General features: G+C 72.9%; 19 protein-coding genes and 2 pseudogenes. 11 read left to right on the top strand and 10 right to left on the bottom strand.

Features of this window, described 5'->3' with window-relative positions:
* Nucleotides 1-24: 24 nt before the first annotated feature.
* Nucleotides 25-531: a hypothetical protein gene (locus ACIQU4_RS15075; protein ID WP_403729812.1), complete on the bottom strand. Its 507-nt coding sequence runs from the start codon at nucleotides 529-531 to the stop codon at nucleotides 25-27.
* Nucleotides 532-641: 110 nt separating this feature from the next.
* On the opposite strand from ACIQU4_RS15075, the gene ACIQU4_RS15070 reads away from it, so the two are divergent.
* Together ACIQU4_RS15070 and ACIQU4_RS15065 are read left to right on the top strand one after the other, a co-directional pair.
* Nucleotides 642-1,328: a DUF998 domain-containing protein gene (locus ACIQU4_RS15070; protein ID WP_403729810.1), complete on the top strand. Its 687-nt coding sequence runs from the start codon at nucleotides 642-644 to the stop codon at nucleotides 1,326-1,328.
* Entirely contained in the window at nucleotides 1,325-2,242 is a 918-nt protein-coding gene (locus tag ACIQU4_RS15065; RefSeq protein WP_403729808.1) for an alpha/beta fold hydrolase, read from the top strand. Before ACIQU4_RS15070 ends, ACIQU4_RS15065 begins: the two co-directional genes overlap by 4 nt.
* Here the strand turns inward: ACIQU4_RS15065 and ACIQU4_RS15060 are convergent.
* The 4 genes from ACIQU4_RS15060 to ACIQU4_RS15045 form a co-directional block, all read right to left on the bottom strand.
* Entirely contained in the window at nucleotides 2,227-2,646 is a 420-nt protein-coding gene (locus tag ACIQU4_RS15060) for a CBS domain-containing protein (RefSeq protein ID WP_403729805.1), read from the bottom strand. The two genes, ACIQU4_RS15065 and ACIQU4_RS15060, sit on opposite strands and share 16 nt — an antisense overlap.
* Before the next feature lie 130 nt (nucleotides 2,647-2,776).
* Entirely contained in the window at nucleotides 2,777-3,496 is a 720-nt protein-coding gene (locus ACIQU4_RS15055) for a DUF305 domain-containing protein (RefSeq protein WP_403729802.1), read from the bottom strand.
* Nucleotides 3,493-4,146, bottom strand: coding sequence for a DUF3105 domain-containing protein (locus ACIQU4_RS15050; RefSeq protein ID WP_403729799.1), 654 nt, complete (start codon nucleotides 4,144-4,146; stop codon nucleotides 3,493-3,495). Before ACIQU4_RS15050 ends, ACIQU4_RS15055 begins: the two co-directional genes overlap by 4 nt.
* Nucleotides 4,147-4,218: 72 nt before the next feature.
* Complete coding sequence (locus tag ACIQU4_RS15045) at nucleotides 4,219-4,629, bottom strand: hypothetical protein (protein WP_403729796.1); 411 nt, start codon at nucleotides 4,627-4,629, stop codon at nucleotides 4,219-4,221.
* A 174-nt stretch (nucleotides 4,630-4,803) separates the two neighbouring features.
* Here ACIQU4_RS15045 and ACIQU4_RS15040 point away from each other — a divergent pair, with 174 nt between their 5' ends.
* The gene (locus ACIQU4_RS15040; protein WP_030156261.1) at nucleotides 4,804-6,165 is read left to right on the top strand and encodes a glutamine synthetase family protein; all 1,362 of its coding nucleotides are present in this window, start codon (nucleotides 4,804-4,806) and stop codon (nucleotides 6,163-6,165) included.
* 82 nt (nucleotides 6,166-6,247) lie between these two features.
* Here ACIQU4_RS15040 and ACIQU4_RS15035 read toward each other — a convergent pair whose 3' ends face one another.
* The gene (locus ACIQU4_RS15035) at nucleotides 6,248-8,341 is read right to left on the bottom strand and encodes a PIG-L family deacetylase (RefSeq protein ID WP_403729793.1); all 2,094 of its coding nucleotides are present in this window, start codon (nucleotides 8,339-8,341) and stop codon (nucleotides 6,248-6,250) included.
* A gap of 150 nt (nucleotides 8,342-8,491) precedes the next feature.
* Nucleotides 8,492-10,795 carry a PIG-L family deacetylase gene (locus ACIQU4_RS15030; RefSeq protein ID WP_403729790.1) on the bottom strand — a complete coding sequence of 768 codons (2,304 nt, stop codon included), beginning with the start codon at nucleotides 10,793-10,795 and terminating at the stop codon, nucleotides 8,492-8,494.
* A gap of 194 nt (nucleotides 10,796-10,989) precedes the next feature.
* Between ACIQU4_RS15030 and ACIQU4_RS15025 the strand changes: the two genes are divergently transcribed.
* Entirely contained in the window at nucleotides 10,990-13,986 is a 2,997-nt protein-coding gene (locus tag ACIQU4_RS15025; RefSeq protein WP_403729787.1) for a bifunctional [glutamine synthetase] adenylyltransferase/[glutamine synthetase]-adenylyl-L-tyrosine phosphorylase, read from the top strand.
* Between the two features lie 12 nt (nucleotides 13,987-13,998).
* Here the strand turns inward: ACIQU4_RS15025 and ACIQU4_RS15020 are convergent, their stop codons facing one another.
* Nucleotides 13,999-14,802, bottom strand: coding sequence for a helix-turn-helix domain-containing protein (locus ACIQU4_RS15020; protein WP_403729784.1), 804 nt, complete (start codon nucleotides 14,800-14,802; stop codon nucleotides 13,999-14,001).
* A 409-nt stretch (nucleotides 14,803-15,211) separates the two neighbouring features.
* Here ACIQU4_RS15020 and ACIQU4_RS15015 point away from each other — a divergent pair, with 409 nt between their 5' ends.
* From ACIQU4_RS15015 to ACIQU4_RS14990, 6 genes and pseudogenes are all read left to right on the top strand, one after another.
* Complete coding sequence (locus tag ACIQU4_RS15015; RefSeq protein WP_403729781.1) at nucleotides 15,212-16,060, top strand: helix-turn-helix domain-containing protein; 849 nt, start codon at nucleotides 15,212-15,214, stop codon at nucleotides 16,058-16,060.
* A complete protein-coding gene (locus ACIQU4_RS15010; protein ID WP_403729779.1) occupies nucleotides 16,057-16,314 on the top strand; it encodes a DUF397 domain-containing protein in 258 nt (85 codons plus the stop codon). The genes ACIQU4_RS15015 and ACIQU4_RS15010 overlap by 4 nt, the downstream gene beginning before the upstream one ends.
* A complete protein-coding gene (locus tag ACIQU4_RS15005) occupies nucleotides 16,311-17,486 on the top strand; it encodes a hypothetical protein (RefSeq protein WP_403729776.1) in 1,176 nt (391 codons plus the stop codon). The genes ACIQU4_RS15010 and ACIQU4_RS15005 overlap by 4 nt, the downstream gene beginning before the upstream one ends.
* A gap of 101 nt (nucleotides 17,487-17,587) precedes the next feature.
* The gene (locus ACIQU4_RS15000; RefSeq protein WP_403729773.1) at nucleotides 17,588-18,475 is read left to right on the top strand and encodes an HAD family hydrolase; all 888 of its coding nucleotides are present in this window, start codon (nucleotides 17,588-17,590) and stop codon (nucleotides 18,473-18,475) included.
* A gap of 282 nt (nucleotides 18,476-18,757) precedes the next feature.
* Nucleotides 18,758-19,132, top strand: coding sequence for a hypothetical protein (locus tag ACIQU4_RS14995; RefSeq protein ID WP_403729770.1), 375 nt, complete (start codon nucleotides 18,758-18,760; stop codon nucleotides 19,130-19,132).
* A gap of 33 nt (nucleotides 19,133-19,165) precedes the next feature.
* Nucleotides 19,166-20,750 (top strand): annotated as a pseudogene (locus ACIQU4_RS14990) (amidohydrolase).
* Here ACIQU4_RS14990 and ACIQU4_RS14985 read toward each other — a convergent pair.
* Both ACIQU4_RS14985 and ACIQU4_RS14980 read right to left on the bottom strand, forming a co-directional pair.
* Nucleotides 20,747-21,637 (bottom strand): phosphatase PAP2 family protein, encoded by an 891-nt coding sequence (locus ACIQU4_RS14985; RefSeq protein WP_403729768.1) that lies wholly within the window; start codon nucleotides 21,635-21,637, stop codon nucleotides 20,747-20,749. The pseudogene ACIQU4_RS14990 and the gene ACIQU4_RS14985 overlap by 4 nt on opposite strands.
* 68 nt (nucleotides 21,638-21,705) lie before the next feature.
* Nucleotides 21,706-22,752: a LacI family DNA-binding transcriptional regulator gene (locus tag ACIQU4_RS14980; RefSeq protein ID WP_385576797.1), complete on the bottom strand. Its 1,047-nt coding sequence runs from the start codon at nucleotides 22,750-22,752 to the stop codon at nucleotides 21,706-21,708.
* A 215-nt stretch (nucleotides 22,753-22,967) separates the two neighbouring features.
* Here ACIQU4_RS14980 and ACIQU4_RS14975 point away from each other — a divergent pair.
* Nucleotides 22,968-23,790: pseudogene (locus tag ACIQU4_RS14975) on the top strand (RNA-guided endonuclease InsQ/TnpB family protein).
* Nucleotides 23,791-23,817 lie beyond the last annotated feature (27 nt).

Raw genomic sequence — 23,817 nt, 5'->3', positions numbered from 1 at the left:
GCGGGGGCGGCAGCGGGCCCGTCGCTATACGCGCAGTACCGCCAGCCGGGTGAGGAGTTCGCGGGGTGAGGGCGGGTCGGGTCCGCCGGACCGGCCCGGCGCGCGGGCCGCGCCCCCGAGCGGCGCGGCGTCGCGGAGGCCGGCCGGTCCGGCGCCCAGGATCAGCAGGGTGAGCCCGCCGAGCACGGCCAGGCACACCGACATGGGGTCCATGCCGGAGCCGGCCGGCGGAGCCTCGGCGGCGGGGCCCCGGTCGCCCGGGGCGTGGTCCGCCGTCCGGCCGGACGAGTGGCCCGCGATGTGGCCGGAGGTGTGGCCCGAGGTGTGGCCTGAGACGCGGCCCGAGATGTGGTCGGCCGCACGCGCGGCCGAGGCAACGGCGGCGACCGGAGCCGCGTCCTCCATGGTGTGGGACCGACTCGGATGGCCCAGGGTGTGCATGGTGACGATGCCCAGGAGCAGCGCAGCGAGCAGCAGCAGCCGGGGCCACCGGGCGGCTCGCTGTGCGGTGCGCTGGGCAGGGCGCGTCATGGGCGGAACCCTACCCCGGGTGGGTATCTGATCGTAGGACCGGGTCCGCCGTGTTGAGGATGATGCGCAGTATGTCCACAAGCCGTATGCCGACAAAAGGCGAAAAGGGAGTGTTCACGAAGAACCCGTGGCCGGTCGCCCTCCTCATCGGCCTGGGCGCCGCCGCGTACACCGCCTGGGTGCTGGAGGTCGTCCTCTCGACCGGCCTGAACCCGATCGAGACGTACGTCAGCGAGCTGGCCGCCCAGGACCAGCCGCTCGGCGGGCTCTTCCGGGCCACCGACTTCACCGCCGGCCTGCTCGCCTGCGCGGGCGGCCTGCTGGGGCTCGCCTGGCTGCTGCGGGGCGGCGGATCCCGGCGCCCGTGGTCGGTCGTCGGCTGGGCCGGCGTCTCCCTCTTCGGCGCGGCCACCGCCGCCGACGCCTGGCTCCCGCTCAGCTGCACGCCGACCGTGGACCCCGTGTGCGCCGCGCGGGAGACCGCCGGCCTGGTCCCGGCCACCCATCAGGCGCATGCCGTCAGCAGCAGTCTCGCCATGACCGGCGCCCTCGTCGGGATCGTCGCCCTCACCGTCGCCGCCCGCCGCTACCGCCGGCTCGCCCCGCTCGCCCGCTACGGACCCGCCCTGGTGGCGCTGGAGCTGCTGGCCACGGTCTGGACCCTGTCCGCCATCGCGCTGTTCACCGCCGGGCGCGGGACGTGGGCGCTCGGGGCCGGGCAGCGGCTGCAGGTGCTGTTCGTGGCGCTCTGGCTGGGCCTGCTCGCGTACTCCGTCCACAAGGAGCGGCGCACATGACGACCGGCGGATTCGTACGGGTGGACGGGGTCGATGGGGTCGATGGGGTGGACGGGGTGGACGGGGTGGACGGGGTTCCCCTGCACGTCGTCGTCGAGGGGAGCGGGCCGCCCGTGGTGCTGAGCGCCGGGCTCGCGATGGCCTGGTTCGACTGGGACCCCGTCGCCGCGCTGCTCGTCGCGCAGGGCCGTACGGTGGTCCGCTTCGACCGCCCCGGGCACGGGCTGAGCGGCCCCGCCACCGCCCCGCCGACCGCCGCCGGGGAGGCCCGCCGGATCGCCGGGCTGCTGGACGCGCTCGGTCTGGCCGGCCCCGTCACCGTCGCCGGGCACTCGATCGCCGGGTTCCACGCCGAGGCCTTCGCCCGCCTGTACCCCGAGCGGACCGAGGCCCTGGTCCTGGTCGACACCAGCATCGAGGAGGACCCCCGTACGGTGCTGCCCGCCGGGCTGCGCACCGGCGCCGCGCGCGTGCTCGGCCGGGCCCTGACCGCCGCCGGGCTGCCCGCCGCGCTGGGTCCCCTCGCGCGGCGCGCCGCCGTACGGGCCTCCCGCACCGGCGGCTCCGACCCGGCTGCGCGGGAACTCGTACGCCGCGTCTACCGCACCGGCCGGGTCTGGCGGGGCGCCCTGCTGGAGAACGCCCGCTACCCGGACACCGCCGCCGAGGTGCTCGCGCTGCGGACCGGGCGCCCGCCGGCCGTGCCCGTCACCGTCCTCGCGGGGTACGACGGCTCGGCGGGGCGGGGGGCCCTGCGGTGGTGCGAGCGCCAGGCGGAGCTGGCCGACCGGCTCGGCGCCCGCTTCCTGGTCGCCGAACCGGCGGGGCACCTGGTCATGCTGGACCGCCCGGGCGAGGTGGCGCGGGCGGTCCTGGACGCGGGGGTACGGAAATCGGGTCAGTGCCTCGCGTAGACCTTCTCCACGAAGCCCGCCAGCTGCTCCTCGGAGAGGTGCTGGGCCAGGTCGGCCTCGCTGATCATGCCGACCAGCTTCTTGTTCCTGATGACCGGCAGGCGCTTGATCTGGTGGCTCTCCATCTCCTCCAGGACGTCGGTGACGTCCGCGCCCGCGTCGATCCAGCGCGGGGTGCCCTGGGCCATGTCACCGCAGGTGACCTTCGCCGGGTCGTGCCCCTTGGCCACGCAGTTCACGACGATGTCGCGGTCGGTGAGGATGCCGCACAGCCGCTCGTCGGCGTCGCTGATGGGCAGGGCACCCACATTGAGCCGGGCCATCAGCTGGGCGGCCCGGTCGAGGGTCTCGGTGGCGGGGATCCACTGGGCCCCGGGGTGCATGATGTCTGCGGCGGTCGTCATCGCTGAAACCTCCCTGAACGCCGTTCACAGCCGGTCGCGGACGCGCTCGGCCGCGGCGCTCCCCCACGCGGCGGAGCACACGCCCGTACGGGTGAGAGGACGCCTCTCACCACCGTACGAGCGTGTCCCGTCACCCGCGCGGCGCAGCCCCGCGCTGTTTGAGCATGTCCGCCATGAGGGTGAGCTCCGACTGCTGCGCCTCGACCATGCCCTGGGCCAGCGCCCGCTCGGCGGGGGTCTCGCACTGCGCCGCGCAGCCCCGGGCCATCGCGACGCCGCCCTTGTGGTGGTCGGTCATCAGCTGGAGGTAGAGCACCTCCGCGTCCCGGCCCTCGGTGGCGCCGAGCTGCGCGAGCTCCTCCTTGGTGGCCATGCCGGGCATGAGCGCGCCGGGCTTGGCGGTGGCGCCGCCCATGTCGTGCCCGCCCATGTCGTGCCCCGCCATGTCGAGCCCGGCCGTGTCGTGTCCGGCGTGCTGATCCGCCGACCCCATCCAGGACATCGGCGGCTCGTCGGCCACCACCTTCGGCAGCCCCCACAGGTCCAGCCAGCCCAGCAGCATGCCCCGCTGGTTGGCCTGGGTGTTGGCGATGTCGTACGCGAGGGAGCGCACCGGCTCGTCCTTGGTGCGGTCCCGCACGATGAACGACATCTCCACCGCCTGCTGGTGGTGCACGGCCATGTCCCGGGCGAAGCCCGCGTCCGGCGAGTAGAGGCCCGGCGCGCGGGACGACGTACGGGAGCCGTCGCCGTCTCCGTCGCCCCCGCTCGCGGAGGCGACCGTGGCCGCCACCGCGAACAGGAGCGCGAGCAGGACGGCCGTCCCGGCCGCCCAGTACGTGCGGGTCACTTCTCGGCCAGCCCGTTGGTGCAGGCCGCGCCGGGCTCGGGGGTCTGCGGGCCCTGCACGTACTTGGTGAAGAACTGCGCGACCCGGGGGTCGTCCGCCTTGTCCACCGTCAGCTGCTTGCCCCAGGCGCTCAGCATGATCGTGCCGGCCTGCTCCTTGACCGGGCTCATCAGCGTGTACGGGGTCTTGGCCACCGTCCCGGCGAGCGCGTCGACGTCGCCCTTGGCGGCCTTCTCGCCGTACGTCACCCAGACCGCGCCGTGCTCCAGCGAGTGGACGGCGTTGACCTCGGGGATCGCGTTCTTGTAGACGTCGCCGTTGCAGTTCATCCAGCGCGGGCTGTGGTCACCGCCGACCGGCGGGTTCATCGGGTACTTCACCGGGGTCTCGACGTGGTTGCGGCCCAGCGTCTTCGCGTCCCAGGTCTGCTCGCCGTTCACGGGAGCCTTGGCGGCCACCACAGCGGCGTCCTTCTTCTCCTTCTTGTCGATCATCACCCACGCGCCGAATCCGACGAGCGCGGCGGCGACGGCCACGGAGGCGGTGATCGCGAGGGCCTTGTTGCGCCGGTCGCGGGAGCGTTCGGCGCGGCGCATCTCGGCTATGCGCGCCTGGCGGGAGCTGTTGTCGGGAGAGGTACTGCTGGCCATGTGCCCTGAATCCTTCTGCTGAGGGGGGTGGAGGGATGGATCCGGTGGAGCGCGGTACGGCGCCCGGACCGGTCAGGTCCGCAGCACTTGGAGGGCATGGAGGTCGGGGGCGCGCGCGAGCGTCCCGTGCGTCCGGGCCGGCCCGCCGTCGGCGGCGCGCGCGACGGGATCCGGGGCGGAGCCCGGCACGGTCACGGCGGGCGGCGGGGCGGGCAGCACGCCGGGGGCCACGTGCGAGAAGGGGGAGCAGCCGGGCGGTTCGTCGGGGGCGACGCAGACGGCGCGCGCCGCGGTCGCCGGAGTGATGGCGGCCCCGGCGGTCCCGGCGGCCCAGGCGCTCCCGGCGCTCCCGGCATGCGGCTCACCCGGACGTACGCACAGGAACAGCGCTCCGAACAGCACGGAGAGGGCGACCACGATGACGGCACGCCGACGTACACGGCGCCCGATGCGCCCGCGTCGTATGTGCTCCCAGCCCCCCATGGGCGCAGATGGTAATGCTCATGACGGCCCCGAGGTCAGTGCGGGGGTGCCGCGAGCTTTCAAGGGTGCGTAATGTGGCGGAAACCGCGGCTGGCGATACTGGGCCCGCCCGACCGTGCCCACACACCCTCGGGGGAGTGGTGCACAGGCCGTCTGAACTGCGAGGATGAAGGCATGGACAAGCAGCAGGAATTCGTCCTCCGGACGCTCGAGGAGCGCGACATCCGGTTCGTGCGCCTGTGGTTCACCGACGTACTGGGCTTCCTGAAGTCCGTCGCGGTCGCCCCCGCCGAGCTGGAGCAGGCCTTCGACGAGGGCATCGGCTTCGACGGCTCGGCCATCGAGGGCTTCGCCCGGGTCTACGAGTCCGACATGATCGCCAAGCCGGACCCCAGCACGTTCCAGATACTGCCGTGGCGCGCGGAGGCCCCCGGGACCGCCCGGATGTTCTGCGACATCCTGATGCCGGACGGCTCCCCCTCCTTCGCGGACCCGCGCTTCGTCCTCAAGCGCATCCTGAACAAGACCTCCGACCTGGGCTTCACCTTCTACACCCACCCGGAGATCGAGTTCTTCCTGCTGAAGGACAAGCCGCTGGACGGGACCCGCCCGGTACCGGCGGACAACTCCGGCTATTTCGACCACACTCCGCAGAACGTCGGCATGGACTTCCGCCGCCAGGCGATCACCATGCTCGAATCCATGGGCATCTCGGTCGAATTCAGCCACCACGAGGGCGCCCCGGGCCAGCAGGAGATCGACCTCCGCTACGCCGACGCCCTCTCGACGGCCGACAACATCATGACGTTCCGCCTGGTGATGAAGCAGGTCGCGCTGGAGCAGGGCGTCCAGGCCACCTTCATGCCGAAGCCGTTCTCGGAGTACCCGGGCTCGGGCATGCACACCCACCTCTCCCTCTTCGAGGGGGACCGCAACGCCTTCTACGAGTCGGGCGCCGAGTACCAGCTCTCCAAGGTCGGCCGCTCCTTCATCGCGGGCCTTCTTCGCCACGCGGCGGAAACGGCGGCGGTGACCAACCAGTGGGTGAACTCCTACAAGCGCATCTGGGGCGGCTCCTCCCGCACGGCCGGCTCGGGCGGCGAGGCCCCCTCGTACATCTGCTGGGGCCACAACAACCGCTCGGCCCTGATCCGCGTCCCGATGTACAAGCCGGGCAAGACGGGCTCCTCGCGCGTCGAGGTCCGCTCGATCGACTCGGGCGCCAACCCGTACCTGACGTACGCCGTCCTCCTCGCGGCCGGCCTCAAGGGCATCGAGGAGGGCTACGAACTCCCGGCGGGCGCCGACGACGACGTCTGGGCCCTCTCCGACGCCGAACGCCGCGCGATGGGCATCGAACCCCTCCCCCAGAACCTCGGCGAGGCCATCTCCCTGATGGAACGCAGCGAACTGGTCGCCGAAACCCTGGGCGAGCACGTCTTCGACTTCTTCCTGCGCAACAAGAAGCAGGAGTGGGAGGAGTACCGCTCGGAGGTCACGGCCTTCGAGCTCCGCAAGAACCTGCCCGTGCTGTAGCGGCGGCGGCCGGGAGGCCGGATGTGCGTCGGCCCCGCGCCCCTGGGAGGGGGAGCGGGGCCGTTGGCGTACCGGCTGGGGGTTACTTCGGGGGGACCGCTCGGTGCCAGGGGGTGCGGGGGGTGGGGGTGTTGGGCGGGGTCGTGGTGATGTGGAGTTCGGCGTCCAGGCCCAGGACCGCCGTCGTCGTCGCGCCCGCCGGTTCGAGGACGCCGGCCGGGGCGCCCGCGTAGAGCATCTGCGACTCCGTCCACGCCGGCGGGCCGCCGAGGCCCGTCGTGCCGACCGCGCCCGTGTCCGCGCGGCCCGACAGGAGGCGGCCCGCGACGCCGACCGCGCCGTAGCCCGCCCGGCCGCCGGCCTCCGCGACGCTGGAGACCTGCGGCTTGCCGGCGCCCGCCGTGACCAGGGCCGTACGGACGACCCCCGAGTCGGGGCGCCGGAAGTAGAGCCGGACGCCCGCGCCCTCCGGAGCCGCCGACAGCGGGACCGTGGTGGCCGGCAGGCCCGTCGGGAACGGCCCCTGGAGCGGGGCGCCCGGGGCGGGCTGGGTCCAGGCCAGCACCGACTTGGTGGTGGTGGCGTACACCTGGCGCCGCCCGGCGGAGTCGACCGACGTCACCGGGTCGCTCTGCAGGTCCTCGCCGCCCAGGTGCTGCCAGGCGCCGAAGACGCCGTCCGGCTGCTGCTCGCGGGCGCGCAGGGTGCGGCGGGAGTCGCGGACGTAGACGGTCAGCCGGCCGTCCGGGGCCACGGCCGCCGAGGGCGCGCTGATCGAGGAGGTGCCCTCGTCGTCGGCGCCCTCGGGGGTGCCGAGCGACTGCCACGGCCCGAACGGGCCGTCGGGCGCGGACTGGACGGCGTACACGATCTCGCGACGGTAGTCCGCGGGCCCCGGGCCCAGGACCGTACGGGTGGCGAGGACCGCGATGCGGCCGTCGGGAAGGCGGGCGGTGCTCGCGCCCGGGTCGATGCCGGCGCCGGGGAGCAGGTCGGGACCGGTCCAGGCGGCGGCCGGGCCGCCCGTGCCCGGCCGGGTCCAGACGGCCATCTGTCCGTCCAGGGCCGCGAAGGCGTACAGCCGGCCGCCGGTCCCCGCCGCCAGCCAGGAGGTGTTGTCGGCGCGGGCGTAGCGCAGCGACTGGGCCCAGTTGCGGCCGGTGGGGCTGCTCGCCACCTTGCGGTCGCCGCACCCCGAGGGGCTGCCGCAGTAGTTCTGGTGGTCGAGCCAGGCGTACGTCTTGAGGAAGCCGATCTTCGTCTCGGCCGTCTGCGGGTCCAGCGCGTGCGGGAGGGTGCCGTTGTGGTAGCCGAGGTAGTTCTGCACCGAGAACCGCGGGCGGTCCGTGACCTGGGCGGCGTACGCGGCGGTGGCGGCCTGCACGAAGCGGGCGCCGTACATGTGGTCCTGGTGATCGGTGTACTTGCCGGTGTCGTGGTACCGGCCCGGCGTCGGGTCCTGCATGCGTATCGTCGTCGGCTTGTACAGCGCGAGCAGCCCGGCTATCGACCGGACCACCTGGTCCTTGGTGTACGTGGACTGCTGCCTGACCGGGGTCGCGGAGGTCAACTGGGCGCCGAGCGCCGGTATCTTGCCGTTCCACAGCCCGCGCAGGCTGTCCGGGTTCTCGGCGGTGGGGTTGCGGGCCTCGCGCATCTGCAGCCAGACCAGGTTGACCTGCGGCCGGGCGATGAGCACGTCGAGCTCGGCCTGGCCGCCGCCCGCCGTGGGTATGACCGTGCGCTTCCAGGCGCTGGTGCGGTCGCCGGTGACCATCTGGGCGTACGCGCAGCGGATGCCGTTCTGCCGGGCCTCGGCGTAGTGGGCGCGGTCGGCGGGCTGCTCCGGGTCCTTGGCGCCGGCCCCGTTGGCCTCGTTGCGGCCGTCGGCCTCGCCGGAGGTCAGGTACACGGTGGTGAGTTGGAGGCCGGCGGTCAGTGAGCGGCTGAGGTCCGGGTTCATGAAGAACAGGTCGTCGTCGGGGTGGGCGACGATCTGGACGACCGATCCGGAGGTGGTGCTCGCGGTCAGCGCGACGTCCGGGCTCTGCTCCTGGGTGGCGGTGGCCTCTGCCGACGTCTGCTGGCCGGTCGCGACGGCGAGCACGCCGGTGGCACCGACGGTGAGTACGGGAAGGAGGGCAGCGAGGAGGAAGCGGCGACGGGCAATCGGCATCGGTCACGCCTTGGGGTCGTTCCGGGCGGGAAGAACGGCAGTTCAGTCAGCTCATCCACTGAGAGGCCAAATCGGGGGACTTGGTTCACCGTTGCGCCCGATCGCTCCTGCTTTTCGGAAACGACGTCCCGCCCGGGGGCGCCGGGGGTGTCAGCGTCCGCCCGTGTTGCGCGGGCCCACCGGCAGCCAGGGCGCCAGGTGCGCGTCCGCGTCGTCCGCCGACGAGGTCACGTACAGCCGCGCGTCGAGCCCCACCACCGCCAGGCTGACCGTGTTCCTGCCGGTCATCGTGGACGACGGCGCCCCGACGAACATCAGCGGCGACCGCTCCCACGGCCGCCCCGACCCGAGGCCCGAGCCCAGCAGCCCGCCCGCCGAGCGGCCGGCCAGCACGTGCCCGCTCGCCGTCACCGAGCCGAAGCCCTGGAGCCCGCCGAGGTCGGTGAGGTGGTTCACCTTCAGCCCGCCGTCGCCCGTCACCAGGGCGGTACGGACATTGCCCGAGCCCGGCTTGCGGAACCACAGCCGCACCCCGCCCTCGCGCCCCTCCGCGGTGAGCGGGAGCGTCGTGTCCGGCAGCCCGGTGGGGGTGGCCGGCCCCAGCGGGGCGCCCGGTTTCGGCTGGGCCCAGCCCAGCACCGATTTGGAGGTCGCCGCGAACACCATGCGCCGCCCGGCGCCGTCGGTGGCGGCGACCGGGGTGCCGTGCAGGCCGGCGCCGCCGTACGAGGTCCACGGGCCCCAGCCTCCGTTCGCCGACTGCACCCGCCCGCGCAGGGAGCCCGCGCCGTCGCGTACGTACGCCGCCAACTGCCCGGTGCCGTCGACCGCGACGGCGGGGGCGCTGATGTCGGAGGTCCAGTTCTCGTCGGCGGTCTCGGGCGTGCCGAGCGACTGCCAGTCCCCGAACTCCTCGGTGCCCGGGCCCTTCTGGACGGCGTACACGACCTCGCGCCGGTAGTCCGCGGGCCGCGCACCGAAGGAGGTACGGGTGCCGAAGGCGGCGATCCGCCCGTCCGGCAGGGTGACGGTGGCCACGCCCGGGTCCATGCCGGTGCCGGGCAGCAGGCGCGGACCGCTCCAGGCGCCGATGGGGCCGGACCGGTGCCAGAGCGCGACCTGGCCGTCGAGCACCTTGAAGGCCCACAGGCCGTGCTCCTTGTCGGAGGTCAGCCAGGACGTGCCGGTGCCGCGGGCGTAGTTGACGGTCGAGGTCCAGCCGTTGCCGGCGGGGTGGTCGGCGACCTTGAGGTCTCCGCAGCCGGCGTCGCTGCCGCAGTGGTTCTGCTTGTCGAGCCAGGCGTAGGTGTCCAGGATGTCCAGGTTCTCCCTGGCCTCGTCCGGGTCCAGGGCGCTGGGCAGGGAGCCGTTGAAGTAGCCGACGTAGTTCTGCACCGCGAAGTGCGGGCGGTCCTTCGCGTCGACGTCCTTCGCGTACGCGGCGAGGGCGGCCTGTACGAAGCGGGCGCCGTAGAAGTGGTCCTGGTGGTCGGTGTACTTCTTGGTGTCCGGGAAGCGGCCGGGGGTGGGGTCCTGGGCGCGGACGGTGGTCGGCCCGTACTGCTCCAGGATGCCGACGAGGGTGCGGACGACCTGGTCCTTGGAGTACGAGAAGCGCTGCTTGACGGGGGTGCCGGAGGCGAGCTGGGCGCCGAGCGCGGATATCTTGCCGTCCCACAGGCCGTGCAGGCTGTCGGGGGCGCTGTCGTAGACGGTGCCGGCCTCGCGCAGCTGCAGCCAGACGAGGTTGACCTCGGGCTTGGCGACGAGGACGTCGACCTCGGCGTGGCCGCCGCCCTTGGTGGGGACGACGGTGCGCTTCCAGGCGCTGCCGCGGTCGCCGGTGGCCATCTTGGCGTAGGCGGCGCGGATGCCGTTCTGACGGGCTTCGGCGTAGGCGGGCTTGTTGGCCGGGGTGGAGGCCTGCTTGCCTTCGGTGGCGTTGATGCCGTCCGCCTCGCCGGCGGTGAGGTAGACGGTGGTGACGGGGTGGCCGGCGGCTATGGAGTACCGCAGGTCCGGGTTCATGAAGTACAGGTCGTCATCGGGGTGGGCGACGATCTGGAGCACCCGGCCGGGGTCGGGCGCGTCGACGGCGGCCGTCGGTGCGGGGCCGTGGCGGTCGCCGATGCCGCTGAGGGCCTCGTTCCCGCGGAGTACGAGCATGCAGGCCGCCGCTGCGGCGGCGACGCCGGCGACCCCCTTGACGACCCGGCCCCGAGCCCGGGCACCCCGAGCGCCCCGACGCCCCTGGGCCTCGGCGGTACGCGCACGCCGCGCGGCGCGGCGGCCGCCGGGAGCCGGGGCCTGGGCGCTGCCGGCGCTGGCGGAACGGCGGGAGGCGCGCCCCCCGCCGGGCGTCCCCGGCCACGGCCGGTCCGGGTCCCCGCCCGGGTCCCCGCCCGAGCCACCCGGCCACGGCCGGTCCGGCGGCGTGGGGTGTCCTTCGGGCATGGGGGTCCTTCGGGCCGTTGGGCGGGAGCGGCCCGGAGGGAGGGCACAGAGCCCGAATGTATACAGATAATCCGATAACCGCGATCATGGTGCGTGCTCGGCCACGCCGTGAATCGAATGCCTGCTCCGGCTAGGCTCATCCCAGGCACGCTCCGCCGGTGGCGGCGACGGCGACGTACGCGGGAGGCGGCGGGATGACAGTCCCGGGACGCAGGAGCAGTACCTTCATGCGGCTGCTGCGCAGCGGCTTCACCGACTCCGCGGCGGCCGCCCGGCTGCTCGACTCCGACGCGCTGGCCTCAGTACGCACCGATCCGGTGCTCCTCGACGCCCTCGGGGCCACCGCCGATCCCGATCTCGCCCTCCTCGGGCTGGTCCGGCTCGCCGAGGCGCAGAGCGAGGACGAGCGGCCCGTACTCCTCGACACCCTCGTCAGCGCCAAGCCGCTGCGCGACCGCCTCCTCGGCGTGCTCGGCGCCTCCGAGGCGCTCGCCGACCACCTCGCCCGCCACCCCCGCGACTGGCACGCGCTGGTGACGTACGAGGCCGCCGATCTGCACCCCGGGCTCGCCGAGTTCGAGCAGGGACTCGCGCAGGCCCACGACCCCATCGCCCTGCGCGTCGCCTACCGCCGCTGCCTGCTCTCCATCGCCGCCCGCGACGTCTGCGGCACCATCGACGTCGCCCAGACCGCCGCCGAGCTCGCCGACCTCGCCACCGCCACCCTCCGCGCCGCCCTGCGGATCGCGTCCGCCGCCGCCCCCGAGGACGCCGCCGCCTGTCGGCTCGCCGTCATCGCCATGGGCAAGTGCGGCGGCAACGAGCTCAATTACGTCTCCGACGTCGACGTCATCTTCGTCGGGGACGCACCGGCAGGACCTGGCGGCGCCGACGAGGGCAAGGCCGTCCAGGCCGCCACCCGCCTCGCCTCCCACCTCATGCGGATCTGCTCCGAGACCACCATCGAAGGCACCATCTGGCCGGTCGACGCCAACCTGCGCCCCGAGGGCCGCAACGGCCCCCTCGTCCGCACCCTCGCCTCCCACCTCGCCTACTACCAGCGCTGGGCCAAGACCTGGGAGTTCCAGGCCCTCCTCAAGGCCCGCGCCGTCGCCGGCGACCCGGACCTCGGCGCCCAGTACATCGACGCCATAACGCCCCTCGTCTGGCAGGCCGCCGAACGCGAGAACTTCGTCGCCGACGTCCAGAAGATGCGCCGCCGCGTCGTCGACAACATCCCCGCCGCCCAGGTGGACCGCGAGCTCAAGCTCGGCCCCGGCGGCCTGCGCGACGTCGAGTTCGCCGTCCAGCTGCTCCAGCTCGTCCACGGCCGCAGCGACGCCGGCCTGCACTCCGGCACCACACTCGACGCCCTGCACGCCCTCGCCGCCGGCGGCTACGTCGGCCGCACCGACGCCGCCCAGCTGAACGACGCGTACCGGTTCCTGCGCGCCATGGAGCACCGCATCCAGCTCTACCGGCTGCGCCGCACCCACCTCGTCCCCGAGGACGAGGCCGACCTGCGCCGCCTCGGCCGCTCGCTGGGGTTGCGCACCGAGCCCGTCGTCGAGCTCAACAAGGCCTGGCGCCGCCACGCCTCCGTGGTCCGGCGCCTGCACGAGAAGCTCTTCTACCGGCCCCTGCTCGACGCCGTCGCCCAGCTCGCCCCCGGCGAGGCCCGGCTCTCCCCCCGCGCCGCCGGCCAGCGCCTCGAAGCCCTCGGCTACGCCGACCCGGCCTCGGCCCTGCGCCACCTCGAAGCCCTCGCCTCCGGCGTCACCCGCAAGGCCGCCATCCAGCGCACCCTGCTCCCGGTCATGCTCGGCTGGTTCGCCGACTCCGCCGACCCGGACGCCGGCCTGCTGAACTTCCGCAAGGTCTCCGACGCCCTCGGCAAGACCCCCTGGTACCTGCGCCTCCTGCGCGACGAGGGCGCCGCCGCCGAGAACCTGGCCCGCGTCCTGTCCGCCGGGCGGCTCGCCCCCGACCTGCTGATGCGCGCCCCCGAGGCCGTCGCCCTGCTCGGCGACCCCGAAGGCCTCGGACCCCGTACGCACGAGGCCCTGGACCAGGAGGTGCTCGCCGCCGTCGGGCGCGCCGAGAGTGCCGAGGCCGGCGTCGCCGCCGCCCGCGGGGTCCGCCGCCGCGAGCTCTTCCGTACGGCCGCCGCCGACATCATCCGCTCCTACGGTACGGAGGACAGCCCGGCCGAGGAGGACCCCGGAGCCCTCGTGGACCGGGTCGGCAGCGCCGTCTCCGACCTCACCGCCGCCACCATCGCCGGAGCCCTGCGCGCCGCCGTCCGCCACCACTGGGGCGAGACCCTGCCCACCCGCTTCGCGATCATCGGCGTCGGCCGCTTCGGCGGCCACGAGCTCGGCTACGGATCCGACGCCGACGTCCTGTTCGTCCACGAACCCCGCGAGGGCGTCGACGAACAGGAGGCCGCGAAGGCCGCCCAGACCGTCATCGCCGAGATGCGCAGGCTGCTCCAACTCCCCACCGCGGACCCGCCACTGCTCATCGACGCCGACCTGCGGCCGGAAGGCCGCTCCGGCCCCCTGGTCCGCACGTTGTCCTCGTACGCCGCGTACTACCGGCGCTGGTCCCTGACCTGGGAGAGCCAGGCCCTGCTGCGCGCCGAACCGGTCGCGGGCGACGCCGAGATCGGCGCCCGCTTCATCGAGCTGATCGACCCGCTGCGCTACCCGATGGAGGGCCTCGGCGAGGACGCGGTCCGCGAGATCCGCCGCCTGAAGGCCCGCATGGAGTCCGAGCGCCTCCCGCGCGGCGCCGACCCCACGCTCCACACCAAGCTGGGCCGCGGCGGCCTCAGCGACGTCGAGTGGACCGTCCAGCTGATCCAGATGCGGCACGCCTGGTCGGAGCCCGGCCTGCGCACCACCCGGACCCGCGAGGCCCTGGCCGCCGCCCACGCGGCCGGGCTGATCCCGACCGAGGAGGCGCAGATCCTGGACGAGGCCTGGGTACTCGCCACCCGGGTCCGCAACGCGGTGATGCTGGTCCGCGGCCGCGCCGGGGACACCTTCCCCTCGGAGGCCCGAGAACTGGCGGCCGTAGGCCGCTACCTCGGCTACGCGGAGGGCACGGTCGGCGAACTCCTCGACGACTACCGCCGCATCACGCGCAGGGCGCGAGCGGTCGTCGACGACCTCTTCTACGGGGCGTAGTACTCGGCTCGGCTACGCCGCGCGCACGTCCGCGGGTGGGCAGTCGCGGCAGCGGCCCGGGACGGGGGAGCGGAACGCGCGGTCGCAGCCGTCGCACGTGCGCAGCGGATGCACCTCGCGGTCCGGGGGTACGGGGCGCGCCGCGCCGGGGTCCGGCAGCCGGGGCGGCACCAGTTCCCGCAGGCGGTGGGCGAGCAGCGCGGCGGGGGAGTGGATCGCCGTCATCGGGAGGGAACGCGTCAGCGCCGCCGCGACGGCGCTCGGCGGCACCCCGCGCTCCAGCCAGACGGCCGCGGAGGGCGCCAGCCGTACGGTGTCCCGCTCGGACAGCAACAGCCGGGGATCGCGCAGCCGCAGGCGGGCGAGCAGCTCGCGGGCTTGGAGCTCGGCTTCCGAGGCGGCCGGGGCGGGTTCGGGTCGGGGTTCCGGTTCAGGCTCCGGGTCGGGGTCCGGAGCCTGCATCCGGGCCGGTGCGGGTGCCGTCGCGGGGGGCTGTCCGGGGCGCTTCGCCGCCTTCAGCCGCCTGGCGGGCGGGTTGTTGTACGACACCGTACGGGTCACGATCTGTCCCGAAGGGAGCCGCTCCCGGGTACGGGAGAGGTAGCCGTGGGCTTCCAGTTCCCGCAGGGCCGAAGCAATGCGGGTCTCGCCCTCGGTGAACCGCTGCGCCAGGGCCTTGATCGACACATCGGCGCCGGTAGGCAGGGACTGGATGTACGTGGACAGGCCGATCGCCGTCAGGCTCAACTCGCTGTGCTGGGCGAGGTGGTTGCCGATCTTGACGTAGCGCTCGGGCTGCCGGTCTTTCTCGTGCATGACACCGGGCCTCGCAATGCGGTACGGAGCGCACGAGGGCGCGCTAAGCTGCTGTTCAGCCACGGGAAGGGTCCTACTTCCTCAGCGGCGAGGCCCTCGGGCGGGATTGCCGTCCCGTACGAGGGCCGTTCGCGTTTATGGGGGTTGTCCAGAGCCAGACTGCCTGGTGAATTGTCATATGCGCCAGCCAGGTTGGGGTGATTCACCCATCCGGGTGAGAGGGGGAGGGGGGAGGTTGGGAGAGGTCATTTCCCCCGGTTGTTTATCTTTAGGTGTCGAGCGGTTCCGGATATTGGCCCACCGGGTCGTGGAAACCTCGATCCGGTGAAAACGGATTTCCTGATTCACGTGACTCGGCGCGGCCACCCGTGCGTAGCCTGAACGGAGTTGAAGGCCAACGGAGGTGGCAGTGAGCGCAGAGGGCACCGATGAGTCGAGCTGGGCACTCGACCCGGATGACGAATCAGGGGCGGTCGTCGCGGCGGTGGGACGCCAGTTGAAAATGTGGCGGGAGGCGGGCGGATTCGACCGATCCACTTTCGCTGAACAGATGGGCTACGGGGCGGACCTGACCCGCAAGATCGAGAGTGGCACCCGCATTCCGCGTCCGGAGTTCCTGGACAAGGCGGACGAGGTTCTTGGCGCGGGCGGGAAGATCGCCGCAATGAAGGTGGACGTCGAAAAGGCCCACTATCCCAAGAAGGTTCGGGATCTGGCCAAGTTGGAATCCGCGGCCGTCGAGATCGGATCCTACGAATACGTGGTGGTGACGGGTCTGCTCCAGACAGAGGAGTACGCTCGCGCCCTATTCGGCCTCAGGCGCCCCATGTTCTCGGAGGATGAGATTGAGCGCTTGGTCACGGCGAGGATGGAGCGTCAGAAGATCCTCCGGCAGCATCCGGCCCCGCTGCTGAGCGTCGTGCAGGAAGAGGCTGTCCTCAGGCGGCCCATCGGGGGCAAGATGGTGCTGCGTCGCCAACTGGAGCACCTGTTGGAGGTCGGCAGCCTGCGGAACGTGGAGATCCAGGTCATGCCCATCGCGGTGGAGGAGCATTCCGCACTCGCCGCTTCGTTCAAGGTTATGCGACTCAGGGACGGGACGACGGTCGGGCACAACGACGTTCAGATGGCCAGTCGTTTGATCACCGATCCCAAAGAGGTCCAGATCCTCGACATGCGATATGGCGTGATCCGGGCACAGGCTCTGACGCCTCGTGAATCGCTGACGTTCATCGAGAAGGTCCTGGGGGAGACATGAGTATCAAGCCATCGGCCGAGGGCCCTTCCGTACTGACTTGGGCAAAGAGCAGCTACAGCACCAACGACGGACCCAACTGCATCGAGGTCGCCTGGACCAAGAGCAGCTACAGCACCGCCGACGGAGCCGACTGCGTCGAGGTCGCCCGGACCCCCGGGACGGTTCTCGTCCGGGACTCCAAGCGTCCCGAGGACGCCCGCCTGGCCGTCACCCCGGCCGCCTGGAACGGCTTCGTCACCTACGCGACCGCGTGAGAACACTGGGTTCGGCCGTCAAGGCCGTTGTCCGCTACCGGCGGCCGGATCCGGAGTGCTGGGAGGCCGTCGTCAAGGCCGCCTGCAATCCCCTGGGCAGCAGCTGGGACGCGGCCAAGACGGTGGCCCAGGCCGGCTCCGCCGTCTCCGGGCACGCCGATCGGTTGGCCAAGGCCCTCGCCACGCGGCTCGGGAACGTCGAAGAGCTCGCGCTCGCCCTGGCAGGGATGGGTGACGTCCGGGCGCTGCCGGCGCTGGGGCGCATCGCGAAGGACAACCGGCTCCCGTACGACCGCCCCTGGGCCCCCCACCTCGCCGCCCTGCCCGCCGCGGACCTGCTTCCCTCGATCCTGCCCGGCCTGCGGAGCGAGCCGCCCCCGTACCAGGCGGGCTTCATGCTCGAACTCCTCGCCGCCTGGGGGCCGGCCGCCGCGCCCGCCATGCCCGAGGTGGTCCGGTACCTGGAGACCCCGTACGCCTACGACACCCTGCGCGTCCTCGGCCGGATCGGCCCCGCCGCGGCCGTCGCCGCGGACCGGCTGGCCGAGTACGCCACCGGCCGGGCCGAGCGCGCGGGCCGCCACCATCCACGGATGGCCGCCTGGGCGCACTGGCGGGTCACCGGGGACCCCTCCCTCGCCCTCGACGTGTGCGGCGCGGCCGTGGGATCCGGGACCGCCGGCCACGGTCTGCCCTTCCTCGCCGATCTCGGCCCGTCGGCCGCCGCGCACGCGGACACCGTGCGCGGCCTGATGGAATCGCCCGGCGCGTGGACCCGGGTCGCCGCCGCGCACGCGTACTGGCGGATCACCGGAGACCCGGAACCCGCCGTACCGGTGCTGCTGGCGGAGGTGGACCCGGACTGGACGGGGCAGCCCGCCCTGCCGACCCGCGAAGCCGTCCGCCGTCTCGGCGCGATCGGCGCCCCGGCCGCCGCGGCGGCGCCCCTGCTGCGCCGGATCCTGTCAGCGGAGGAACGTCTCAGCCACCCCTACGACAGCGTGCGGATCCTCGCCGACGAGGCTTACGTCCGCACCCTCACCGAGGCCCTGGACCGGATCGACGCGAGCGCGGGCCCCGTACCGGCATCCGCGGCGGCCGTGACCCCTGCCCGGCGCGGGCTGCTGGAGCGATGGCGGGGGCCGCGCACGGCAGGTCGTCCCCGCTCCTGAAAAGCGCCCGCCGCCGTCCGGAGCGACCATTGCCTCACGGACGCCGTCGCGTCGGCGTTCGCAAACGACGCGATCTCCGAGTCCGAGCCGAGGAGTGGTCCGTGACGGAGCAGGTGCTGGCGAGCTGGAACGAGGGCCCGGCCAGGCAGGCGGTCGTGGACTACGTCCACAGGGCGACGACACCGGGTGCTGCGTTCGTCGAGCCGGCGGACCGGATCGCCACGTTCGACAACGACGGCACGCTGTGGGTCGAGCAGCCGTTGCCCCCGCAGTTCGACTTCGTCTTCCGTACCTGGGAGGAGGAGGTGAGAGCCGATCCTTCGCTCGCGGAGCGGCAGCCGTACAAGGCGCTGGCGGAACGGGACGAGGGGTTCTTCGAGCGCCTGGCGACGCAGGAGCCCGGGACGGTGGCGACCCTGCTGGAGGCGTTCGCCCGCTCGTGGGCGGGCACGACGCCCGAGGAGTTCGACGCGCGGGTGCGGGAGTGGACCCGGACGGTGCGGGACCCGCGGTTCGGCGTCCCCTACGTGGAGCTGGTCTACCGGCCGATGCCGGAGCTGTTCGACCTCCTGCGGGGCCACGGGTTCAGGGTGTTCGTGTGCTCGGGCGGCGGCCGCGACTTCATGCGCGTCTTCGCCGAGGAGACCTGGGGGATCCCGAAGGAGAACGTGATCGGCTCGGCGGCCGCCTACACCTACACCGGCGGCAGGATCGTCCGCTCCCGCGAGCTCCTGGGCGGCCTGGACCTGGGGCCGGGCAAGCCCGAGCACATCTTCGCCCACACCGGCCGGCTGCCCGCCTTCGCGGGCGGCAACGCCGGCGTCGACATCGAGATGCTCGCCAGCGCCGCGTTCGCCCTGCTGGTCCGCCACGACGACGACCAGCGCGAGTACGCCTACACCAAGGGCGCCGAGGCCTCGCTCGCCACGGCCGAACAGCTCGGCTGGACCGTCGTGAGCATGAAGAACGACTGGACGACCCTGTTCTGACCCGGAGGACGCGTTGAACGACCTGACCGCCGTCGACGTGCTCGTCGACCCGGACGAGACGACCCTGCGCCGCGCCCACGCCTGGAACGCCCGCATGCGCGAGAGCGTCCCGGACGGGTTCGCGCTGGACGCCTCCCACCGGCCGCACGTCACCACCCTCCAGCGCTACGTCCCACCACCGACCTGGACCACGCGTACGACGCCGTCCACCGGACCCTGGCCGCGACCGACACGAGCACCCTCTCCTACCGGGCCGTCGCCATCGGACACGCCGACTGGGGCGTGCCCGGCCAAGGCCTCGCGGTCATCCTGCTGCGACCCGGTCCGCAGGTCCTCGCCTTCCAGGCCGCGCTGCTGGCCGCGATCACCCCGTTCACCGGGTCCGGCGGCACGCCCGCCGCCTTCGTCACCGACCCCGGCGAGTCCATCAGCCGGAGCACCCTCGACTGGGTCGACGGCTACGTCCCCGCCCAGATCGGGCCCGGCCGGTACACCGCCCACATCACCGTCGGCTTCGCCACCCTCGACGACCTCAAGGCCATCGAGGCCGAGCCGTTCGACGCCTTCACCGTCCGCCCGTCCGCCGTCGCCGTCTACCAGCTCGGAAACAGCGGAGCCGCCCGCGAGCTCCTGAAGGCCTGGCCCACCCCGCACTGACCGGGCTTCACCGCGACCCCGAGGAGAAGCCCCGTGCCCGCTGCCGACACCGTCCTCACCGGAGCCCGCGTCCGTACCCTCGACCCCGGCCGCCCCGAGGCCCGCGCGGTGGCCGTCCGCGGCGGCGAGATCCTCGCCGTCGGCGACGAAGCCGACGTACGCGACTGGCGCGGCCCCGCCACAGAGGTGCTCGACCTCGGCGGCGCCACCCTCACCTCCGGCCTGACCGACGCCCACAGCCACCCCGTCTGGGGCATCGAGATGGCCACCGGAACCGACCTCTCGGCCGTCCGGGACCTCGACCAGCTCCGGGCCGCCCTGCGCACCGCCCCGCGCCCGGCCGGCTGGGTCCTCGGCCACGGCCTCGACCACAACGCCTTCGGCGGCCGCCCCGTCGACAAGGGCGCTGATCGAGGAGGCCCTGGCCGGCGCCCCCGCCTTCCTGCGCCTGTACGACGGCCACTCCGCCCTCGCCTCCGGCGCCGCCCTGGACGCCGCGGGCGTCACCGGCCCGCGTACGTTCGACCAGCGCTCGGAGATCGTCTGCGATCCGGACGGCCGCCCGACCGGCCACCTCGTCGAGCACGCCGCGATGGCCCTGGTCGGCGCCCTCGCCCCGAAGCCCTCGGCCGCCGAGCGGCGCACCCGGCTCACCGCCCTGCTCGGCGAGATGGCCGCCACCGGACTCACCGGGGCCCACGTCATGGACCTCGGCGACGGCGACGTACCGGCCCTGCTCACCGGCGTCGAATACGAGGGCGAGCTGCCGCTGCGGCTGAACCTGGCGCCCTGGTGCATGCCTGGCGCCACACCGCGGGAGCTGGCGGAGCTGATCGGGATCCAGGGGCTGCGCGGCCGCCACTGGCAGGTCGGCGGCGTGAAGTTCTTCATGGACGGCACCGTCGAGGGCGGCACCGCCTGGCTGGAGCACGCCGACTGCCACGGCCGGGGCACGGACGCCTTCTGGCCCGATCCCGAGGCCTACTCGGCGGCCGTACGGACCCTCGACGCGGCCGGGGTGCGCACCGCGACCCACGCCATCGGCGACGCGGCGGTCCGCCACGTCCTGGACACGGTGGCCTCGCTGGGCGCAGAGGCCCGGATGCGGCACCGGATCGAGCACATCGAGACCGTCCCCGACGACCAGCTGAAGCGGTTCGCGAAGCTCGGGGTGATCGCCTCGATGCAGCCGCCGCACACCGCGTACACCCGGGCCGACCACAGCGACGAGTGGTCGAAGCGGCTGGGCGCGGACCGGGCGGCCCGGGCCTGGCGCTGCCGGGACCTGCGCGACGCGGGGGCCGTGCTGGCGCTGGGCTCCGACTGGCCCATCGCCCACCACGACGCCCGCCGGGTCCTGGCCATCGCCCGCAGCCCGCTCGGCGCGGCCGCCGCCGGGCCCGCCCTGACGGGGCTGATGGCCCTGGAGGGCATGACCTCGCACGCCGCGCTCGCGGCCGGGGAGCAGCGGGTGGCGGGCCGGATCGCGGCCGGTTTCCGGGCGGACCTGACCGCCTTCGCGCTGGACCCGGTGGACACGGCCCCGGACGAACTGGCCGAGGCCCCGATCCGGCTCACGATGTCGGGCGGCCGGATCACGTACGGCAGGGAGCTCTAGGCCCTGCGGAACCGGTTCAGCAGGGCGGCCGAAGCCGGATGCGGGCCCGTCTCCTCGGGCTCGCGCGGCAGGCGGTGCGGCATCGAGCCGTACCAGGCGCGCGAGACCGTGTAGCCGAACGCGAGGCAGAGCATGCCGCCCGCGGCGTCCAGCCAGAAGTGGTTGGCGGTGGCCACGATGACCACGAGGGTGGCCGCCGGGTAGAGCAGGCCCAGGATCCGGGCCCAGGGGGCGGAGGCGACCGCGAAGATCGTCAGTCCGCACCAGAGCGACCACCCTATGTGCATGGAGGGCATGGCCGCGTACTGGTTCGACATGTGCTTGAGGTTGCCGGAGGCCATGGAGCCCCAGGTGTGGTGGACCAGCACGGTGTCCACGAAGCTCTGCCCGTTCATCAGCCGGGGCGGCGCGAGCGGGAAGAAGTAGTAGCCGAGCAGGGCGACGCCCGTGGTGGCGAAGAGGACCATCCGCGTGGCCGCGTAACGCCCCGGATGGAAGCGGTAGATCCACACCAGGACGCCGATGGTCACGATGAAGTGGAGCGTGGCGTAGTAGTAGTTCATGCCGACGATCAGCCACGTCACCGAGTTGACGGCGTGGTTGACCGACCGCTCCACCGCGATGCCGAGGGTCCGTTCGAGGTCCCACAGCCAGTCGGCGTTCGCGAGGGCGGCCGCCTTCTGCTCGGGCACCGCGTTGCGGATGAGCGAGTAGGTCCAGTAACTGACCCCGATGAGCAGGATCTCGAACCAGATGCGCGGCCGGCGCGCGGCGCGCAGCCGGGACAGGAGAGCGCGCTGAGCCCCCGGACGGGTATCACTCTCGGTCACGTGGGGTGATGAGACTTCCGTCCGGGTTTCCAGTGTCTTCACGCTCGATTCACCCATGGGGAAAGAGTCTGCCAGATGCGTTCTCGCCTCCGATCATCCCTCGGGACGGTCTCGGGCGCAGCCGCTCACCCCTGGGGAGTAGACGGTCCCCTACGTTGCTGCGGACCGGAGGCGGTGGATCCGCGGACCACCAGCTCGGGCAGGAAGACGAACTCGCTGTGCGGGGCCGGCGTACCGCCGATCTCCTCCAGGAGCGTACGGACCGCCGCTTGCCCCATGGCCTGCACCGGCTGCCGGATGGTGGTGAGCGGCGGATCGGTGAACGCTATGAGAGGGGAGTCGTCGAAGCCGACGACCGAGACGTCCTGCGGCACGCGCAGCCCCTGCTGCCGGGCCGCCCGGATCGCCCCGAGCGCCATCATGTCGCTGGCGCACACGATGGCGGTGCAGCCGCGCGCGATGAGCGCGGCGGCCGCGGCCTGCCCGCCCTCCAGCGTGTACAGCGAGTGCTGGATGAGTTCTTCGACCTCGGCCTCGCCGAGGCCGAGCCGCTCCTTCATCCCGAGCCGGAAGCCCTCGATCTTCCGCAGGACGGGCACGAACCGCTTCGGTCCGACCGCGAGCCCGATCCGGGTGTGCCCGAGCGCGGTCAGGTGGGTCACGGCGAGCTGCATCGCGGCGCGGTCGTCGGGGGAGACGAAGGGGGCCTGCACCTTGTCGGAGAACCCGTTGATGAGGACGTACGGGACGCCCTGCCCGCGGAGTTGGTCGTAGCGGCCCATGTCGGCGGTGGTGTCGGCGTGCAGCCCGGAGACGAAGATGATGCCGGAGACCCCGCGGTCGACCAGCATCTCGGTGAGCTCGTCCTCGGTGGACCCGCCGGGCGTCTGCGTGGCCAGCACCGGGGTGTACCCCTGCCGGGTCAGCGCCTGGCCGATGACCTGCGCGAGCGCCGGGAAGATGGGGTTGTCCAGCTCGGGGGTTATCAGACCGACGAGTCCCGCGCTGCGCTGGCGCAGCCGCACCGGGCGTTCGTAGCCGAGTACGTCGAGGGCGGCCAGCACCGATTCACGGGTGCCCGCGGCCACACCGGGCTTGCCGTTGAGCACGCGGCTGACTGTGGCTTCGCTGACCCCCGCCTGGGCTGCGATGTCGGCTAGCCGTGCGGTCACGGGATTGGACTGTACCGGTCCCACGTCACTGAAGCGAGCAGATGCGCCCCCGCCTCCAGGCCGGGGAGGGGGGCGACTGGGACTGCTGCGAGCACCCCCGAGCGATGCAGGATCTCGGAGTTGACGAAACGGCGGCCACTATGAGGCGTTCACTCATTCGAATGAGGCGCGGGCGTTCCCGGGAGCGAACAGGACGGCGCGTCTACGTTGGCGCTGTGACGGTACCGGAGGAAGCCAGCGAGGCCGGGTACGCCCGGTACGGCTTCCGGCTTCGCCTGTCGTCCGCCGCTTTATCAGCCCTCCTGGGGGAGTGGGACCGGTGCCGCTGGGTGTGGAACCAGTGCGTTGCCAAGTCGCGGGCAGCACATAAGAGCGGAGATGAGTGTGGCTCCGCGCGGCTGGACAAGCTGCTGACAGGCTGGCGCGCAGAGCATGAGTGGCTGCGTGAGGGCGGCAGCGTGCCGCAACAGCAGACAGTCAAGGACTTCGCGAAGGCCCGTGCCAAGGGATTGAAGGACATCAAGGCCCGGCTGCCGGTCAGGCAGCGGACGGGGACGCCCCGGTTCAACCCGTCCAGCGTCCGCGTCTACCGTGACAGCCTCGGCCACTGGTACGCCTCCTTCGTCGTCCGGGCAGAGGTACGGCCATTGCCCTCGACCGGCGCGGCGATCGGTGTCGACTGGGGCGTGAAGGAGACCGCGACCACCTGCAGCGACGATCACGACCTCCCGCACTCCGAGTACGGCAAGAGGGCAGCCGGGAAGCTGGCCGGGTACCAGCGGATGATGGCCCGCCGGAAACCCAGGCGTGGGCAGGACGCCTCGAAGGGCTACCGCAAGGCGAAGCGGCAGGCTGCGAAGGCGCACAAGAAGATCGCCCGGCAGCGGCAGGACACGCATCTACACGTGCACCGCGTGCGGAGCTGTCTCGCCGAGAGATGAGAACTCCGCACGCGTCATGCTCGTCCGGGCTGGTCTCAACCCGGCTGGCGCCGATCGCGGAAGACCTGACGGACCGCCGGTCCGTCAGGCAGCGTGAGTCAGGAATCCCCCTCGTCGCACGAGG

It is taken from the genome of Streptomyces sp. NPDC090741 (genome assembly GCF_044769045.1).
In the GTDB taxonomy this organism is placed as follows: Bacteria; Actinomycetota; Actinomycetes; order Streptomycetales; family Streptomycetaceae; genus Streptomyces.
The sequence above is the reverse complement of the archived record's forward strand: the minus strand, read 5'-3'. Positions and strand labels throughout refer to the sequence as shown.

What these genes read in the sequence shown, in the direction of transcription:
- ACIQU4_RS15075 (WP_403729812.1), bottom strand. Translation starts at nt 531, where the DNA reads ATGACGCGCCCTGCCCAGCGCACCGCACAGCGAGCCGCCCGGTGGCCC.
- ACIQU4_RS15065 (WP_403729808.1), top strand. Translation starts at nt 1,325, where the DNA reads ATGACGACCGGCGGATTCGTACGGGTGGACGGGGTCGATGGGGTCGAT.
- ACIQU4_RS15060 (WP_403729805.1), bottom strand. Translation starts at nt 2,646, where the DNA reads ATGACGACCGCCGCAGACATCATGCACCCCGGGGCCCAGTGGATCCCC.
- ACIQU4_RS15050 (WP_403729799.1), bottom strand. Translation starts at nt 4,146, where the DNA reads ATGGCCAGCAGTACCTCTCCCGACAACAGCTCCCGCCAGGCGCGCATA.
- ACIQU4_RS15045 (WP_403729796.1), bottom strand. Translation starts at nt 4,629, where the DNA reads ATGGGGGGCTGGGAGCACATACGACGCGGGCGCATCGGGCGCCGTGTA.
- ACIQU4_RS15040 (WP_030156261.1), top strand. Translation starts at nt 4,804, where the DNA reads ATGGACAAGCAGCAGGAATTCGTCCTCCGGACGCTCGAGGAGCGCGAC.
- ACIQU4_RS15035 (WP_403729793.1), bottom strand. Translation starts at nt 8,341, where the DNA reads ATGCCGATTGCCCGTCGCCGCTTCCTCCTCGCTGCCCTCCTTCCCGTA.
- ACIQU4_RS15030 (WP_403729790.1), bottom strand. Translation starts at nt 10,795, where the DNA reads ATGCCCGAAGGACACCCCACGCCGCCGGACCGGCCGTGGCCGGGTGGC.
- ACIQU4_RS15025 (WP_403729787.1), top strand. Translation starts at nt 10,990, where the DNA reads ATGACAGTCCCGGGACGCAGGAGCAGTACCTTCATGCGGCTGCTGCGC.
- ACIQU4_RS15020 (WP_403729784.1), bottom strand. Translation starts at nt 14,802, where the DNA reads ATGCACGAGAAAGACCGGCAGCCCGAGCGCTACGTCAAGATCGGCAAC.
- ACIQU4_RS15010 (WP_403729779.1), top strand. Translation starts at nt 16,057, where the DNA reads ATGAGTATCAAGCCATCGGCCGAGGGCCCTTCCGTACTGACTTGGGCA.
- ACIQU4_RS14985 (WP_403729768.1), bottom strand. Translation starts at nt 21,637, where the DNA reads ATGGGTGAATCGAGCGTGAAGACACTGGAAACCCGGACGGAAGTCTCA.